A 16,682-nucleotide genomic window follows, 5' to 3' on the forward strand; every position below is an offset into this window, starting at 1 on the left:
AGGAGCTGCCGAAGGTTCGGGCCGCGTTCGGACGATCTTTTGATCTTGATGTGTTTTACGACCAGCGCCGAAAGATCAGCGAAGTATTAACCCCACCAAAAGCAAAGTTATTGTTCATCACGTACTGATTGCTCATCTGCCGGAACTCGCCGCGCAGGTAATCGAGTTTGCCGCAGTGCGGGTCGACGTCGTCGAGGTTGAGGGTGTGGACGTACAGGTCGCGGTTCATCATTTCGATGCTGAACCAGGATTCCAGCGCACCGCAGGCTCCGAGGGTGTGACCGAGGAAGCTCTTTTGCGAGCTGATCGGCATGTGCTCGCCGAACAACGCGCTCGTTGCCAGTGTTTCGGCAATGTCGCCCTGTTCAGTGGCTGTGCCGTGACCATTCACGTAGCCGATGTCTGAAGGTTGCAGCCCGGCATCTTCCAGGGCCAGTTCCATGGCACGGCGCATGGTGACCTGCTCTGGGCGGGTGGCGTGCTGGCCGTCGGCGTTGCTGCCGAAACCGACGAGTTCGGCGTGGATGTGCGCACCGCGAGCCAAGGCGTGTTCGAGTTCTTCGAGCACCAGCATGCCGCTGCCTTCACCGATCACCAGGCCATCGCGGCCGCTGTCGTAGGGGCGTGGGGAAGTCTGCGGCGCATCGTTTTTCAGGCTGGTGGCGTAGAGCGCATCGAAGACCATCGCTTCGGTGGGGCACAGTTCTTCGGCACCGCCGGCGAGCATCAATGGCAGGCGACCAAACTTGACCGACTCGTAGGCGTAACCGATGCCCTGACTGCCGCTGGTGCAAGCGCTGGAGGTCGGGATCAGCCGGCCGGTGAGGCCGAAGAAGATGCTGATATTCGCCGCCGTGGTGTGCGGCATCATGCGCACATAGGAGTTGGCGTTCAGGCCCTCGGCCACCGAGTTGAGCAGCATGTTGCCGAACGCCTTGATCTCGTCGGTGCTGCCGGTGGATGAGCCGCAGGAAACGCCCATGCGCCCGTCCTTGATCGATTCGTCACCCAGCAGACCGGCATCGGCCAATGCCTGTTCCGCCGCGCCGACCGCCAGGCGCGAGACCCGGCCCATGCTGCGCAATTGCTTGCGGGTCCAGTGGCTCGGTACTTTGAAGTCGTCGATCGGCCCCGCCAGGCGCGTGTTGAGTTCGGTGAAGCGATCCCACTCGTCCATCCGGCGGATACCGCTGCGGTTGGCCGCGAAGTTGGCGGCGATGGTGTCCCAATCGCTGCCCAGTGAGGTGATGCCGGCCATGCCGGTGACGACGACGCGCTTCATCAACACAGGCCTCCGTTAACGGCCAGAACCTGCCGGGTGATGTACGACGCTTCCGCCGACATCAGGAAATTCACCGCGCTGGCCACCTCTTCCGGGGTGCCCATGCGTTGTGCGGGGATCATTTTCATCATTTCTTCCACCGGCACGTTTTCATCGAGCATCGCGGTGTCGATCAAGCCGGGTGCGACACAGTTAACGGTAATTTTGCGCTTGCCCAATTCAATCGCCAACGCCTTCGCCGCGCCGATCAACCCGGCCTTGGAGGCGCTGTAGTTGACCTGGCCACGGTTGCCGATCAACCCGGACACCGAGGTGATGCAAACAATCCGTCCGGCGGCGCGACGACGAATCATCGGCATCATCACCGGGTGCAGCACGTTGTAAAAACCGTCGAGATTGGTGCGCATCACCACGTCCCAATCATCCTCGCTCAGGGCTGGAAAAGCACCGTCGCGCGTCAGGCCGGCGTTCAGCACCACGCCGTAATAGGCGCCGTGGGTTTCCACGTCGGCGTCGAGAATGGCTTTGCAGTTGGCGCGATCGGACACGTCGAATTGCACAATGCGCACGTTGCGCCCCAAGGCTTCGATGTCGGCCTTCACGGCTTCAGCGTCCGCCAGGCCGTTGCGGCAATGCAACACGATGTCATGCCCGGCCTGAGCGAGACGCAAAGCGATGGCGCGGCCGATGCCACGGCTGGAACCGGTGATCAGTACGGATTCAGTCATGGTTGGGTTCCTTGGGTTTCATGAAGGTATTGAGCGGCCTGAGGCGGACGGAACACGTTCAGACGAGCGGTGGCGTGAATGCCGGGGGCGGTGATGTGGCATTCGAACACGCCCATGCCGTTGTCGTCCTCCAGCGAGCGGATGCCGTGGATGGTCAGCTCGGTACCGGCGGGAAAGTGCTCGACGTCGCATTCGAATTTGCGGGTGCCGAGCAGAAACCCCAGCTCCACCGCATCGCCACGTTGGCGCGCATGGCAACCGGCGTAGGCGGCGACGCTCTGGGCCATCAGTTCGATGCCGACCCAGGCCGGCAGGCTGCCGTCCGGGCGGTTGAACAGGCCGTCGGGTTTGACCGTGAGGCGGGTGTAAATCTGCTCGTCGTCGAACGACAGGATCTGTTCGATGAAGATCATGTCGCCAGCGTGCGGCAGCAGCTCGGCGATCGGCCAGTCAATCATGGGGCGTCTCCGATAATCAGGCTGACGTTGTTACCACCGAAGGCAAAGGAATTGCTCATCAGATAGCGAGGTGCAATGGACGTCAGGCGATCGGCCGGGGTCACCCATTTCAGGGCTGGCAATTCGGGGTCGGGCTGGCTGTCCCAGACGTGGGGCGGCAGGGCGTGCTCGCGGTTGTCTGCACTCAGGCTCAACCAGCAGAACGCCGCTTCCAGAGCGCCAGCCGCGCCGAGGGTGTGGCCGGTCATGGGTTTGGTCGACGAACACGGCACCCCCGCCGGGAACAACGTCGCCACCGCCAGGCTTTCCATGGCGTCGTTGTGTTGGGTGGCGGTGCCGTGCAGGTTCAGGTAATCGATCTGTTGCGGTTGCAGATTTGCTCGGCTCAAGGCTTTGCGCATCGCTTGCAGGGCGCCTTGGCCGCTGGGTTCCGGTGCGGAAATGTGATGTGCATCGGAGCTGGCGCCACTGCCGAGCAGGGCAATCGGCTGGCTGTCGCCGACACTTTTGCTCATCAAAAACAGCACCGCCGCTTCGCCAATGTTGATGCCGTTACGGTTCACCGAAAACGGGTTGCAGCGTTGCCCGGACACCGCTTCCAGCGCCGAAAACCCATTGAGGGTCAGCTTGCACAGGCTGTCGACGCCGCCGCACAGCACCGCATCGCAAATGCCCAGATCCAACAGTCGCTGAGCACTCATCAGCGCCCGGGCGCTGGAGGTGCAGGCCGTGGAAATCACATAGGCCGGGCCGCTCAATTGCAGCCAGTCGGCGAGGAAGTTTGCCGGAGCGCCGAGTTCCTGTTGCTGATAGTCGTAATTGGCCGGGAACTGATGCTCGCGGATGTAATGGGCCAGGCCGCGACTGGCCTCGTCGATGCCCGAGGTGCTGGTGCCCAGAACGATACCGATGCGGTCGCGGCCGTAGGTCTGGATCGCCTGGTTGATGTCTTCGCGAATTTGCAGCGCGGCTTCCAGCAGCAATTGATTATTACGAGTGTCTTGCGGCGCAAGCTCAGTCGGGATCGGCGCCAGTTCGCCGCGAACGGCGGCCACGGGCAATGACCGTTCCGCCACCCAGCCGGCCTCATTGCGCATGCCCGAGCAGTCACCGGCAAACAGGTTGCGAGCGACTTCGGACTTGTCACGGCCCAGGGCGCAAATCACCCCGAGGGCATTCAGGTAGGCCGTCATGGCGCGTCCCCGCTGAGCGGCGTGACTTGATATTTCGGGCCTTTGGGCAGGTTCAATTCAAAGCTCATGGGTTGTGAGTAGCGGACTTCCCAGTGCGCTGGCAAGGACCGTTGCGAGCCATGCTGCCACGCGGCGGGATAGTTGCCCGACAGTTCATCTTTGGGGGTCAGCGCAAACAGCAGCGCGGCGAACAGTTCTCGCGCTTCCGGATTGGGCGGCAGCAGACCGTCAGCCTGCCACTCGCCATTGACCAGTTTCTGGCGTGCCTGGGGAATGCCCAGCAAGTCCATCATCGACCAGCGAATGCCTGGGCCTTCACGCTGGATCACCAGCACCCAGTCCTGCCGTTGGTCGGCCACCAGGCGCTGGATGTGCAATTGCAGCGGCAACGACAGGTTCGGGGTTTGCTCGGGCAGCGGCGCCCGGCTGGCACAGGCGCTCAGCAACAGGACAGCGCCAAGTAGCAGAAATCGCAGAATGTCCGCTATCCCTGTGGGAGCGAGCCTGCTCGCGAATGCGTCAGCAGATCCAACACTATTGTTGACTGACACACCGCTTTCGCGAGCAGGCTCGCTCCCACAAGGTTGAGTTGCACTGAACATCACACGGCACCTTCAAGGGGTTTGCGCGCGACCACATTGACCAGGGTTTCTTCCCGTTGGCCGAAGGGCTTTGGCCGGCGCAGACCCAAGCGTTCAAACAGGCCGAAATCCTTGGCGCGGCTCCACCACAAGTATGGATAAGACACGTTTTGCGGGCCGAGTTCGAAACCCTGCTGGCGAATCATGTCCAGATACCCGGCGGCGCTCTTCTGCACGTGCATCGGATGGCGGAACAACCAGCGGATCACCCAGGTATCAATGTAAGCCTCGGTGGATTCGGCGAACAGCAGATAGCCACCGGGCTTGAGCACGCGGTAGAACTCGGCCAGTGCCTGTTCCTGCTGCACCAGATGGTGGAAGGTCTGGTGACAGAACAGCAAATCGACGCTGGCGTCCGGGACGTTGATGCTCGCGCAGTCGCTGCCGATCAACTCCACCTCCATGCCCTGACGAACGGCCTCTTCGCTGGCCAGGTTCAAGCTGTGAGGGTCGGCGTCCAGACCGATCAGGCGCTGGGGGGCAAAGGTCTGGCGCAAGTACTGAAACGACTTGCCCTGACCGCAACCGGCATCCAGCAGCACCGGGTTGTTCGGCAGTGTTTCGCTGAACAGGCTGCGCAAATCGGTGATTGCCACTCGCAGTACATGGTGCTGCCAGGTGTGGCTGCGCAGGAACCAGAAACCAAAGCGGGTTTCTTCGACGTAGGTGTCGCTCAAGTAGCTCATGTGACGTCCCTTGCACAGAGCTCCGAGAGCATCCGCAGCCGGCGCTTGGGTTCGGCGACGAACGGATTACGCTCGTCCCAGGCATACCCGGCCAGAATCGAACTGATCATGCGGCGAATATCGGGCGAGCCGCCCTCGTGATAAATCACATCCTGGAACGTCCCGGCGTACCAGCCTTCGACGTAGCACCGGAACGTGTCGACGCCGCGCTTGAGCGGGATGGCGAACTCAGTCTGCCAGTCGACATGTTCGCCTTGCAGTTGGCGATGCAGAACCCCGGCGGCCATGCTCGCCGAGCGCATGGCGATGGTCACGCCGGAGGAGAACACCGGGTCGAGGAATTCCGCTGCGTTGCCGAGCAGGGCAAAGCCTGGCCCGTGGAGGGTTTTGACGTTGGCCGAATAGCCGCCGATGGTTCGAGCAGGCGTATCCCACACGGCGTTGTTCAGCACACCGGCCAGGCTTGGGGTTTCAGCGATAAACCCTCGCAGGCACTCGTCCAGATTTTCCATGCGACCGTCGAAGTGTTCGGCTGCCGCGACCACGCCCACCGAACAACGGCCGTTGCTGAACGGGATGGTCCAGAACCAGATATCGCGGTGGATCGGATGGGTGGTGATGAGGATTTTTTCCCGCTCGAAAGCCGGGTTGTCGATGTGGTCTTCGACGTGGGTGAATACGGCCTGGCGCACCGGGAAATCCGACGGCGCTTCAAGGTCGAGCAAGCGCGGCAGCACACGGCCGTAGCCGCTGGCATCCAGCACGAAATCAGCTTCGACGCGGTACTGACTGCCGTCTTCGCGAAGCACGTCGAGCTGCGGTTTCGGCAGGGTGAAATCGGCGCTGACGATGGCTTCGCCGTAGCGAACGTCGACGCCTTGCAGTGCGGCCTGATCGGCCAGCAGCTTGTCGAAATCGGCACGCTGGACCTGGAAGGTGGTCGGCTTGCCGTTGCTGAACGTCTCGCCGAAATCAAAGGCGCTGTATTGCTCACCCCAGGCGAATGCCGCGCCGTTTTTCAACTGGAAGCCGGCGGCGTTCACCGCCTCGAGCATGCCGGCTTCTTCGACGAAATCCAGGCAGTGGGACAGCAGGCTTTCACCGATGGAAAACCTTGGGAAATGCTGGCGTTCGATCATCAATACGTCGTGACCTTTGCGCTTGAGCAGCGCGGCGGCGATGGCGCCCGATGGACCTGCACCGATAACCACGACCTGGCGATGTTCCATTTCAACTGTTGGCACGGGGGCTCCTTGCCGGGACGGCGATGTTCAGAGGGGTTCGGTGCATGCCGGCGAGTGCCGGCAGCAGTGTCGCGATCAGGCCCATCACCATCAGCGCGAAGTACAACGCCGGGCTGATGAGTTGTTGTTGCAGCAGCAGGTTGAGAAAGACGATCTCGCTCAAGCCACGAATATTCAGCAAGACGCTTTCCCGCCAGCGACTGGCGCCTTCAAACGAGGCGCCGGCCCAGCCGAGGCCCAGCCAGTTGCCCAGCAGTTTACTGGCAATCGGGAACAGCAGCAGTGCGGCCAGTTGCACCCAGCCGAGGCTGGCCATGGCCGCGTGGACGTTGATTTGCACGATGCCGAACGTGAGGATCAGCGGGATCGCGATATACGTCTGCAAGTGACTCATCCAGATCACCGGCAACGGCAGCACCAGCGGCACTTTGAGTGCGGCCATCCACAGCAGGTAACCGATGCCGAAAATCAGCGCATTGAGTTTGAAGTGTTCCGCCACGACCAGCAGTGCGAAGAAGCAACCGCTGTGCAGCAACGGTTGGCGCAAGCGGAGCAGACGCAGCAGCAACGGCAGGCAGGCGCCGGCCAGCGGCAGCAAGAGGCTGCTCAGGTGAAGGCTGCCCTGGGCGATGGCGAACAGGGTCCAACAGGTGAGGTCGATGAGGATCGCGGTCTGCACCAGTCGCCGGGTAGCGGCAGGCGGGTATTTGATGTGCCGCAGGTACAGATACAACACCGGAATCGCCGTGATGGCGAACAGCAGGCCGACCGCCAATGAACTGATCCAGGGTTGCGGCGGTAGCAGCCACACCGCTGTCGCAAGACCGCAGGCAAACGGAATACAGAAACTCGGCAGGGCGATTTTCAGGCTCTGACGGTCGAGTCGCAGGTCAATCACGTCACTGAGAATGTGCCCCAGCAACAAGGCAAAGCTCAGGCTGTAGACGTTTTTCAGCCAGCCCGGCGCGACCAGTGCGGCGCCGCTCAATTGCCATTGGGGTTCGATCCAGAAGTACATCAGCAGCGGCAGGCCGAAGGTGGCCAGCAGCAACTGGCTGACAATCGGGATCACGCCGAAGTGACGACCGACACGGGTGGCCACGGCGAACAGCGCCAGGGCCATGACCCAGAACACGGCGATCATCATGTTGCCGACTCCGTGACCGGGGCGGCGTGAACCTGGCGTCCGGCCCAAGGTGCAAGGATAAAGCTGAACGCCAGGCCGAGGCTCACCGACAGACCGAAATTGCTCACCGCCGGTGTGCTGGACACGGCCAGCAAACCGAACGACAGCCAGGTGGTCAGCGCCGCCAGCAAGGTGCCCAGCAGGCTCACGGCAGCGCCGCCGACCTGTTCACGCATGAGGATCGCGTAATCGACACTGATGGCCGTCACCAGCAGCAGGCCGAACAGGCTGAACAGCGTCAGCGGTTGCCCCATCCAGCCGAGACTGGCCAGGCTGCACAGCGCGGCCAGCAGCGGCAGGGCGACGATTCGCAGCGCGCCGCCGAAGCCGAACGGCAGGATCAGCACCAGCACGATCAGCACACAGGAAGCGAGTTTCAACTCTGCGGCACTGATCTGGGTGTCCGCGAACACCTTGTTCAACTCACCGAGGCGGTCCACCAGTTCCACACCCGGTAAATCCAGCGCCTGGACTCGCAGCAGAGAGGGATTGTTCAGGCCTTGCAGACTGACCATCGCTGCTACGCCGTCATCGGTCGGTCCCAGCCACAGCGTGCGATAGGGCTCGGCCAACGGACCGACCAGCGCAGCGTCGATGTCTTCGGTGGGCAGTGCCTGCAACTTCGTGAGCTCTGCTTGCAGCGCCTCGGCCGGCACGCCGACATCGAGCAGTGGTTGCCAGAACTGCGGCAATTTGTTCAGCGCTTCACGCACTTTCCGCTGTTCGGTGGGTTGACTGACCAATTGATTGAGCGACAGATAACCCTGGAGTTTTTCCAGGCTGACCAACTGATCCAGCCGCTCGCTCAGCGCGGTTTGGCGTTCCAGCAGTTGCTGCTGATTGGCCGCGCGCACCAGGAAGAACTGGCTGGTCGGCTGATAGCCAGTGATGCGCGCAATGGTTTGTGCTTCGTCAGTCAGTTGCTGCGGTGCACCGACCCACTGGCGAATGTCGTTTTTGGTGTCGAGCTGCAACAGGCCGCCCACACAAAAGGCAATCAGCAGCGCCAGCAGCACCGGCGTACTCGCGAGTTTGAGCAACGCTTCACGGCGCCCCAGCAAATACTCGGCCACCCGCAGCGGCCACTGCGCTGGACGCAGGTCTGTACCCTTGAGCAGTGCCGGCAGCAGGCACACCGCGGACAAATAAGCGCCGAGCAGACCGGCGGCAGAGAACACGGCAATCTGGGTCAGCGCCGGGAACGGTGTCCAGGCCAGGGCCAGGTAACCGATGCAACTGGTGATCAGGCTCAGCGTCAGGCCCGGCAACGTCAGGCGCAGGGCCGGCCAACTGTGCCAGGGCTTCAGGCTCCAGCTCTTGGACAGGTAATGCAGCGGGTAATCGACCGCCACGCCGATCAGGCTGGAGCCGAGCACCAACGTCATCACATGCATATGGCCGAACAGCGCCACACAAGCCACCGCACCGAAGAGCATGCCCACCAGCACCGGGACGAAGGCCAGCAAAACCCGCCAGCGCCGGAAGGCCAGCAGCAACAGCAACAGAATACCCGCCGTGGCGCCGCCACCGACCCAGGTCATTTCCCGGGTGGCTTGCTTTTGCCCACTGGCCGCATAGAGCAAGCCGCTGGCGGCAAGCAATTGAACGTTTGCCTGGGCGGCTTCTTCACGGCTGTGCTGGAGCAGGTCGGCCACTTGCAGTGGCAGGTTCATGTCGAAGGCGTTGCCCGTGGTGCGCGAGCGCAGCAGCACCCAACTCTTGCCGTCGGCATCGGCGACCAGCGCACCGCTGCCGATGTCCAATTGCACCGAACCGTGCTGCGGCTGGCTGTTCTGGATGCGCCCGGTCAGGCCCAGCCAGTCATCCTGGCTCGACACAAGACTGAAACCGGTGAAGGGGTCGAACAGTGCTTGTACTCGCTGCTGGATAAAGGCGTCGGGATGCTCGATCAGTTGCTGTCGGTCAGCCGCTGAGAGCATTGCCAGTCGGCCTTGCAGCAGTTGCGTGCGCAGCGCCGGCAAGTCGGCTTGCAGGTTCCACTGGACCTTCTCGAACAAGCCGCTGGCTTGCCATTGCTCACCCAGTTTTTGCGCCATGGCAACCGCTTGCTGGCGATCGGTGTGGCCGACCAGCACCAGCATTTCGCGGTTCAGCGGTTCTTGCATGCGTTGTTCGGCGCGCAGTTCCAGCGCATCTGGCGCCGTGCCCGGTACCAGTTCCATCAGGTTGGCCGACAGCGGTGCGCCGTCACGCCATTGCCAACCGGCGAGCGCGAGCACCGCCAGCAGCAGGATTAGAAACAGCCGTGGAAGACTCCGTTCACTCGGCAAAGTCATGTTGCTCCGCGTCGCTCAACGGTTGGGCGCTGGTGCTGTCCTGCATGCGCAAGAGGGTGCTGTCACCCTGGGTTTCCAGCAGTTCGATGCTGTGCACCAGTTCGCCGCCGTCAATGTTGATCTGAGTGAACACCTGCTTGAGCAGCATGGAGCGCGGGGTCAGCGTCAGCTTCCAGTTCTGTGCGTCGCCGCTCAGTGAAAGCTCGAAATCCCGTTGCAGCCCGCTGCTGTCGCCTTGCAGCACGGCGAGGAACAAACGGTTCTGCTCGGCGCCGGCACTCTTGCTCGGCAGCATTTGCCAACCGTTGGCGTCACGCCGGGCAATGCCTTTGTCGCTGATGCGGTAATCCTGTTGCAGCGGGGTTTTCAGCAGCCACAGCAGACCGTGGTTTTTAGCGAGGATGAAAGTGCCCTTGCTGGTCAGCGGCTGGGGCAGGGCGCGCAGGTGTTTTTCCTGGATGAAGTTGCCGTGGATCACGTCAGGCTTGGCCAGTTGATCGCTCAACTGCTGCAAATCAAAAGCCTGCGCCAGCGATGCGAAACCAAACATCAAAATCATGCCCGCCACGATCCCGTAGCAGCTGCCGAGCCCGCGAGGCTGCGTCCGGCGGCGAAGCCGTCGTAAAACCTGAGCGTGCGGTGCATCAGGGAAATCGGATGGCGACTGCTGCGCCCGAGCGCGGACCGGCCGACGCAGACTTCGCCAGCTGCTACAGAGGGTTTTCAGCGGGTTCATGCGAGCATCCTTTCAACAGCGTCGGTGAAGACCTTGGGTGAGGCCAACTGCATCTCGCGGCTGCTCATGTCGACGGCGACCTGCACGGAACTGGCGCGGGTCAAGCGTTCGCCGGTTTGCAGATCGCTGATCAGGTAGCTGATCTTCAGACGGTTCTCCCATTCCACCAGATTGGCGCGTACGTTGAGCTTTTGGCCGAACACGGCGCCGCGCACATAACGCAATTGCAGATCGATCACCGGCCACGCGTAACCCGACTCGACCATGGCCGTGTAGTTGTGGCCGATCTTGTCCAGCAGTGCGCAGCGGGCGACTTCCAGGTATTTGATGTAATGGCCGTGCCAGACGACGTTCATGGTGTCGACATCAAAGAACGGCACGAGGATTTCCGTATCGGTGTGAAGCACTCCCTTGCTACGCATGCAGCCTCCAGTGTTGCTCGGCGATGCGGTGCAGACACAGGCGCAGTTCACCTTCCAGCGCGCGGTCTTCGATGACCGGCGGGAAGTCCTTGGCCAGTTCTTCGTGCATGGCGGCCAGGGCTGGCGGCAGCGGGCGCGCGTCCTCGGCCTTGCTGCGCAGCCAGACGCCCTGGTTGGCGGCCAACAGAGTGGCGGCAGCGACCTGTTCGGTCAGCTCCAGCACACGAATCGCATCGCGGGCGGCGATGGTGCCCATGCTCACTTTGTCCTGGTTGTGGCACTCAGTGGAGCGCGAGAAGACGCTGGCCGGCATGGTGTTTTTCAGCGCTTCGGCGGTCCATGCACTGGTGCCGATCTGCACGGCTTTGAAGCCGTGATTGAGCATCGCGCGATCAGCGGTGGCGCCGGACAGGTTGCTCGGCAGGCCATGGTTGTAACGCTCGTCCACCAGCAGGGCGAGTTGACGATCGAGCAGGTCGGCGACGTTGGCCACCAGGTTTTTCAGGCTGTCCATGGCGAACGCGATGTGGCCGCCGTAGAAGTGCCCGCCGTGCAGCACGCGCTCGGCTTCGGCATCGATAATCGGGTTGTCGTTGGCGCTGTTGAGCTCGATCTCGATGAACGAGCGCAGCCAGTTCAGGCTGTCGGCCAATACGCCGAGGACATGGGGTGCACAACGCAGGGAATAACGGTCTTGCAGGCGATGCAGTGGCGCGGTCGGCGCGTCGATCGCCAAATCCTTGCGCAGCCACGCGGCGACTTGCATCTGCCCCGGATGCGGTTTGGTGGCGAACAGGCGCTCGTCGAAGTGCTCGGGGTTGCCTTGCAGCGCGACCACGTTCAACGCGGTGATGCGGGTGGCCAGTTGCAGCAGGTAATCGGCGCGGGCGTAGGCCAGGCACGCGAGGCCGGTCATGACGGCGGTGCCGTTCATCAAGGCGAGGGCTTCTTTGGGGCGTAATACCAGCGGCTCCCAACCCAGTTCGCGGTGTACGTCGGCCGCTTGCCAGCGTTCACCCCGGAACATCACTTCGCGCTCGCCGGACAAGGTCGCGGCGACATAGGACAACGGCGTCAGATCACCGCTGGCACCCACCGAACCTTCTTCCGGAATCAGCGGCAGAATGTCGTGTTCGAGGAAGGCTTGCAGGCGTTCCAACAACTCCACGCGCACCCCGGAAACGCCGTGACACAGCGACTGCAAACGTGCCGCCAGCACCGCGCGAGTGGCCTGCGCATCAAGCAGTTTGCCCAACCCGCAGCCGTGGAACGTGTACAGATGACGGGGCAATGCCTCGACGTGATGCAGCGGCACCGCGACCACGCAAGAGTCGCCGTAACCGGTGGTCACGCCGTAGATCACGCCTTCCTTGTCCAGCAGGGAGTCAAGGAATCGCGCACCCTTGGCGATCCGCTCGCGGTACGCAGGGTCGCTTTGCAACTGCGTCGGCACCTGACGGTTGGCCAGGGCCAGCACGTCTTCGATGCGCAAAGGGAGTTCGCCGAAGGTTACCGGCTCAAGCGTTGGCGTCGTCATCGGTCTTCCAGAAAGGGTAAAAGTTGAACCATTGTTGGGGCGCTTCAAGGCAATAGTGACCCAAGCGTTCGGCATAGCGGGAGGCCCACTGATGAATGACCTGTTCGCGGTCGCTGCGCTTCCACACCACGGCCTCGGCGAACGGTTCGAGGGTCAGTCGATAGTCGCCCGTCGGCTTCTTCAGGCACAGCATCAGGTTGATCGGGCATTTCAGCAGACCGGCCAGCAACCACGGTCCTTGAGGGAATGCGGCTTGATGGCCAAGGAAATCCACCGTCACGCTGCGCCCGCCATGCAGCGGCACGCGGTCGCCGGCAATCGCCAGCCACTCGCCGCGTTCAAGGCGTTCATGGAGTTGCAGCATGATCAGCGGGTCCAGCTCGCTGACCTGAATCAGCCGCAGATTGGTCGCGCCTGCTTCACCCAGCAAGCGGTTGAATTGCTCAGCATGCTTGGTGTGCACCAGCACGTTCATCGTGACTTTTTCGCCAATCTCGGCCAGCGCACGGCAGACCTCGAGATTGCCTAAATGCGCGCCTACCAGCATCTGCCCGCGGGTGCCGCGCAGTTGATTGCGCAGCAAGGCCGGGTCGATGATTTCGATCTGCTCGATGCTCAACTTGCCGTTCCACACGTCGAGTTTGTCGAGCATGGAGTCGGCGAAGGCCATGAACTGGCCGAACACCCGCCAATGGGTCGGGCGCAATTCGTTGCGACCACTCCAGTCGGCGAGCCGCTGCTGGTATTGCCAGGCGCTACGACGGGCGCTGCGACCGAACAGGAAAAAGTACAGAACGATGCCATACAGCAGCGGGCTCAGCAGCCGACGGCCGAGCAATTTGGCGCAGAGTGCGGTGAATTTCATCAGCCAGAAGCTGCCGCGCTCCTCGCGGTCGGCCCAGTGTTTTTTGTCCGTTTCAGTGCTCATGTCCGCCACCGTCGCCAGAGGATGACCGGAGCACGCAGCAACATGCCGAAGAACAACCGCGTGTGCATGCTCGAAATCAGCACGTTGTCGTGGAACAGGCGGAAATGCGAGACGCCATCCAGCGGGTAATGGACTCTGGTTTGCAGCCATTGCATGGGCAGATTGCGCCAGGCCAGGCGTACGAGAATGTCCGAGTCGAAGTCCATGCGCTTGCCGATCTTCGCCGAATCGATCAGCGCCAGGGTCGGTGGTAACGGATAGACGCGGAAGCCGCACATGGAGTCGCGAATCTGCAAGGACAGGGTGTTGATCCAGACCATGACGTGAGTCAGGTAACGGGCGTACAAGCGACCTTTCGGCACGCTGGCGTCGTATCGCGGATAGCCGCAGATTACCGCTTCAGGATGGGCGCGTGATAGTTCGATGAAGGTCCGGACGTCTTGCAAATCATGCTGACCGTCGGCGTCCACCTGCAAGGCATGGCTGAAACCCAGGCGCGAGGCTTCGCGAAAACCGGTCATGACCGCGCCACCCTTGCCCTGGTTGGCGGCGAGTCGGATCAGGAACACCTTGTCGCGCTGGGCCAGTTGATCAAGCACCTTTGCACAGGGCGGGCTGCTGGCATCGTCCACGAGAATGCACGGCAGGCCACTGGCGAGCACCGCATCAACCACCGTGGTGATGGCGGTTTCGTGGTTGTAGACCGGGATGACGGCGCAGGGGTTATGCATGTTGGGTTTCGCCTGAAGCACCGAGGCGCCTGCATCGCGAGCAGGCTCGCTCCCACAGGGGATTCGTGTAGGGCGCAGATCCAGTGTGGGAGCGGGCTTGCTCGCGATTGAGTGCGCAGCACTCACCATAGTTATGCATCGCTTGAGGCCTCCAGCAAGATCCGCCCACTGGAGCAGGTTGCGGTCTCGTTGCGATAGGTGAAATACAACTTGCTGCGCGTCGGATCGAAGCGCAGGTGCAGTTGGACTTCATCGCCGGGGCGTACCAGTTGCTGGAATTTCAGCACTTCCATACCGGCGAATTTTTCCGGCAGGTCCATCAATTGCTGACCCAGGGTGAGCGCCCACTCGACTTGCACCACACCGGGCAATACCGGCGCCTGGGGGAAGTGGCCGCTGAAATAGGCGAGGTCGGGTGGTACCGCCAGTTGCAGGCTCCACTCGCCATCGACTTCGACCTGCTCCAGCACTTGCGGCGCTTTTGGACGCGGCGCCAGCAACAGGGCTTCGACGTTGGCCTGGGGCAGTTTGCCTTGAGCGTTCAGCGGCAGTTGCCGCAGCAGGCGCCAGCGTCGTGGCAAGGCCAGGGCTTCACAATGTTGGCTCAGATGCTGACGCAGTTCTTGCGTGAGGGTGCGTCGACCCTGATTGCGCAAGGCGTGCAGGCCTGACTCGGTCAGCACCAGCAGCGCACCCAATGAAGCGCGGTTTTCCTGAACCACGCCAAGACGCGCTTCGGCGACCCAGTCGTGGGCCATGAGTGCCTGTTCCAGCATCGGTAGCGAGATACGTTTTTCTTCCAGTTTGACGATTCGGTCCAGCCGTCCGAGCAGTTCGAATCGGCCGTCGGCAGCGATTTTCGCGGCATCCGCGGTGTGTTCGATATGCCCGGGCGGCAAGTACGGCGAAGCAATGAGCAGGGCGCCGTCGCTGTCCTGGCTCAGCTCGATATCAGCAAAGGGCTGCCAGAGCGCGTGGCCCTGACGCCAGGCGATGCCGCCGGTTTCCGAGCTGCCAAGGATTTCCGTCGGCCATTGCTGCAGGCGTTGCTGAAGGCTTTGTGCGGCCTCGGCCGGCAATGCGCCACCGGAGGAAAATACCCGGCGAACCGCACTTAAAGCAGGCCAGTCGAGGTTGTCGCCCATGCGCTTGAGCAGCGCCGGGCTGGCGACCCAGGCAAACGCCGGGTGTTCGCGGCTGGCGCGCTGCAGGTCTTCAGGGAATGCCAGCTGCTTGCGCACAAACGAGCGCCCGGCGCACAGCGGCCACAGCACTCGAAACAATAATCCGTAAATATGCTGAGTGGCGACACTGCCGATGATGCAAGCCGCGCCAAGATCGGCACCCCAGAGCCGCTCCAGCGCTTCGACTTCATTGACCAGTTGGCGCAGGGTTTTGTCGATGCGCTTGGGCTCGCCACTGGAGCCGGACGTGCACAGGCTCAGCGAACAGTGATCCATATCCAGTGCGGCCGCCATCAACGGCGGATGCCGGTAATCGCTCAGGTGCGCGTCATCGGCCTGATCGGTCAGCCACAGATCGACTTCGGTCGACCAGCGTTGGCGAGTCTGGGGTTGCAGGTCTGCGGGCAGCAGCACGCTGACCCCGGCGCGCCAGGCACCGAGCAGGGCAATCGCCAGGTCAGCGGCGTCCTCAAGGTGCACGGCAATACGCCGCACACCCTGGGCTTGCAGGCCCGCGGCGAGGCTTAATGCCTGTTCGCACAGCTGAGCGTGATTCAGCGCCGGTTCGGCCGTCACGGCACGTTCCGGTTGCGCCTTGAGCAACAGGTGCTCAAGTTTTATCCAATTCATCGGTGGCCTCGTACCCGTTGTCGTATAAGCCATTCAATGGCAAACAGCAGGCCCATCAATCCGTAGGAAATCAGTCCGGTGTACAACATCCACCAACTTAGCGGCGCCCAGAGGGTCAGGGCGGCGGCGAGCAAACCGTTAAAGAGAAAAAACACGCACCAGACGATCGTCACCTGGCGGGTATAAACAATCGCCTTGGCCGGCAGTTGCGGTTCACGCATACGCGCCAGGCGTTCGATGATCGGCGGGCCAACGATCAAGCTCAGGCCAAACAGCCCGAGCATGAACGCGCTGATCAGCACCGGGTACCAGCGCAGCAGCAGCGGGCTGTCGAACAACGCCAGCAACAGGCAAAAAGCAATCGCGGTGACCGCCATCCACAAACTGCCGGGCTTGCGCGTACCGAGCAGTGCCCGGGCCAGCCACAGGCTGCCCAGCAGCAGACCGAACTGCCACGGGGCAAAGTGCTCCATGCCGAAATACACCGCGAAGGGGTACAGCAGGCCCGCCAGCAGCAGGCCGAGGCCGATCAGTCGGCTCATGCGGCCGGCTGAACCAGACGGTAGACCGCCTCGACCACGTCGCTGACGGTGCGCACCGATTTGAACTCTTCGGCAGCGATTTTCTTGCCAGTCTGGCGTTTGATGTGATCGATCAGGTCGACCGCGTCAATGCTGTCGATTTCCAGGTCCTGATACAGGTTGGATTCGAGGCTTACGCGCTCGGGGTCCAGCTCGAAGAGTTCGACCAGAGCATCGCGCAGGGTGTTGAAAATGTCGTCACGAGTTTGCATGGTCCG

At 62.2% G+C, this 16,682-nt stretch carries 17 protein-coding genes; all 17 read right to left on the bottom strand.

Features of this window, described 5'->3' with window-relative positions:
* Nucleotides 1–55: 55 nt before the first annotated feature.
* A complete protein-coding gene (locus tag EAH74_RS20405) occupies nucleotides 56–1,282 on the bottom strand; it encodes a beta-ketoacyl-ACP synthase (RefSeq protein ID WP_123366929.1) in 1,227 nt (408 codons plus the stop codon).
* Nucleotides 1,282–2,010 (bottom strand): 3-oxoacyl-ACP reductase FabG, encoded by a 729-nt coding sequence (gene fabG / locus EAH74_RS20410; protein ID WP_140680687.1) that lies wholly within the window; start codon nucleotides 2,008–2,010, stop codon nucleotides 1,282–1,284. Before fabG ends, EAH74_RS20405 begins: the two co-directional genes overlap by 1 nt.
* A complete protein-coding gene (locus EAH74_RS20415; RefSeq protein ID WP_140680689.1) occupies nucleotides 2,007–2,468 on the bottom strand; it encodes a hotdog family protein in 462 nt (153 codons plus the stop codon). Before EAH74_RS20415 ends, fabG begins: the two co-directional genes overlap by 4 nt.
* A complete protein-coding gene (locus tag EAH74_RS20420; protein WP_140680691.1) occupies nucleotides 2,465–3,661 on the bottom strand; it encodes a beta-ketoacyl-[acyl-carrier-protein] synthase family protein in 1,197 nt (398 codons plus the stop codon). The genes EAH74_RS20415 and EAH74_RS20420 overlap by 4 nt, the downstream gene beginning before the upstream one ends.
* Nucleotides 3,658–4,263, bottom strand: a complete 606-nt coding sequence (locus EAH74_RS20425; RefSeq protein WP_170206631.1) for a hypothetical protein — start codon at nucleotides 4,261–4,263, stop codon at nucleotides 3,658–3,660. The genes EAH74_RS20420 and EAH74_RS20425 overlap by 4 nt, the downstream gene beginning before the upstream one ends.
* On the bottom strand, nucleotides 4,263–4,988 hold the full coding sequence (locus EAH74_RS20430; RefSeq protein WP_140680693.1) for a class I SAM-dependent methyltransferase: 726 nt from the start codon (nucleotides 4,986–4,988) through the stop codon (nucleotides 4,263–4,265). The genes EAH74_RS20425 and EAH74_RS20430 overlap by 1 nt, the downstream gene beginning before the upstream one ends.
* Entirely contained in the window at nucleotides 4,985–6,232 is a 1,248-nt protein-coding gene (locus EAH74_RS20435) for an NAD(P)/FAD-dependent oxidoreductase (RefSeq protein WP_140680695.1), read from the bottom strand. The genes EAH74_RS20430 and EAH74_RS20435 overlap by 4 nt, the downstream gene beginning before the upstream one ends.
* The gene (locus EAH74_RS20440) at nucleotides 6,219–7,379 is read right to left on the bottom strand and encodes a sodium:proton antiporter (RefSeq protein WP_140680697.1); all 1,161 of its coding nucleotides are present in this window, start codon (nucleotides 7,377–7,379) and stop codon (nucleotides 6,219–6,221) included. The genes EAH74_RS20435 and EAH74_RS20440 overlap by 14 nt, the downstream gene beginning before the upstream one ends.
* A complete protein-coding gene (locus tag EAH74_RS20445; RefSeq protein ID WP_140680699.1) occupies nucleotides 7,376–9,715 on the bottom strand; it encodes an MMPL family transporter in 2,340 nt (779 codons plus the stop codon). Before EAH74_RS20445 ends, EAH74_RS20440 begins: the two co-directional genes overlap by 4 nt.
* Nucleotides 9,699–10,274 (bottom strand): outer membrane lipoprotein carrier protein LolA, encoded by a 576-nt coding sequence (locus EAH74_RS20450; RefSeq protein ID WP_240050537.1) that lies wholly within the window; start codon nucleotides 10,272–10,274, stop codon nucleotides 9,699–9,701. Before EAH74_RS20450 ends, EAH74_RS20445 begins: the two co-directional genes overlap by 17 nt.
* A gap of 173 nt (nucleotides 10,275–10,447) precedes the next feature.
* Nucleotides 10,448–10,873 carry an acyl-CoA thioesterase gene (locus tag EAH74_RS20455; protein WP_056741216.1) on the bottom strand — a complete coding sequence of 142 codons (426 nt, stop codon included), beginning with the start codon at nucleotides 10,871–10,873 and terminating at the stop codon, nucleotides 10,448–10,450.
* Nucleotides 10,866–12,410: an HAL/PAL/TAL family ammonia-lyase gene (locus tag EAH74_RS20460; protein ID WP_140680701.1), complete on the bottom strand. Its 1,545-nt coding sequence runs from the start codon at nucleotides 12,408–12,410 to the stop codon at nucleotides 10,866–10,868. The genes EAH74_RS20455 and EAH74_RS20460 overlap by 8 nt, the downstream gene beginning before the upstream one ends.
* The gene (locus EAH74_RS20465; RefSeq protein WP_140680703.1) at nucleotides 12,391–13,338 is read right to left on the bottom strand and encodes a glycosyl transferase; all 948 of its coding nucleotides are present in this window, start codon (nucleotides 13,336–13,338) and stop codon (nucleotides 12,391–12,393) included. Before EAH74_RS20465 ends, EAH74_RS20460 begins: the two co-directional genes overlap by 20 nt.
* Nucleotides 13,335–14,069, bottom strand: a complete 735-nt coding sequence (locus EAH74_RS20470) for a glycosyltransferase family 2 protein (protein ID WP_140680705.1) — start codon at nucleotides 14,067–14,069, stop codon at nucleotides 13,335–13,337. The genes EAH74_RS20465 and EAH74_RS20470 overlap by 4 nt, the downstream gene beginning before the upstream one ends.
* Nucleotides 14,070–14,200: 131 nt before the next feature.
* Nucleotides 14,201–15,883 (bottom strand): acyl-CoA synthetase family protein, encoded by a 1,683-nt coding sequence (locus tag EAH74_RS20475; RefSeq protein ID WP_140680707.1) that lies wholly within the window; start codon nucleotides 15,881–15,883, stop codon nucleotides 14,201–14,203.
* Nucleotides 15,880–16,425 (bottom strand): hypothetical protein, encoded by a 546-nt coding sequence (locus tag EAH74_RS20480; RefSeq protein WP_140680708.1) that lies wholly within the window; start codon nucleotides 16,423–16,425, stop codon nucleotides 15,880–15,882. Before EAH74_RS20480 ends, EAH74_RS20475 begins: the two co-directional genes overlap by 4 nt.
* Nucleotides 16,422–16,676 carry an acyl carrier protein gene (locus EAH74_RS20485; RefSeq protein ID WP_007992314.1) on the bottom strand — a complete coding sequence of 85 codons (255 nt, stop codon included), beginning with the start codon at nucleotides 16,674–16,676 and terminating at the stop codon, nucleotides 16,422–16,424. The genes EAH74_RS20480 and EAH74_RS20485 overlap by 4 nt, the downstream gene beginning before the upstream one ends.
* Nucleotides 16,677–16,682: the final 6 nt, after the last annotated feature.

Origin of the sequence: Pseudomonas mandelii, from assembly GCF_006438925.1 — a bacterium.
GTDB classification, from domain to species: domain Bacteria; phylum Pseudomonadota; class Gammaproteobacteria; order Pseudomonadales; family Pseudomonadaceae; genus Aquipseudomonas; species Aquipseudomonas mandelii_C.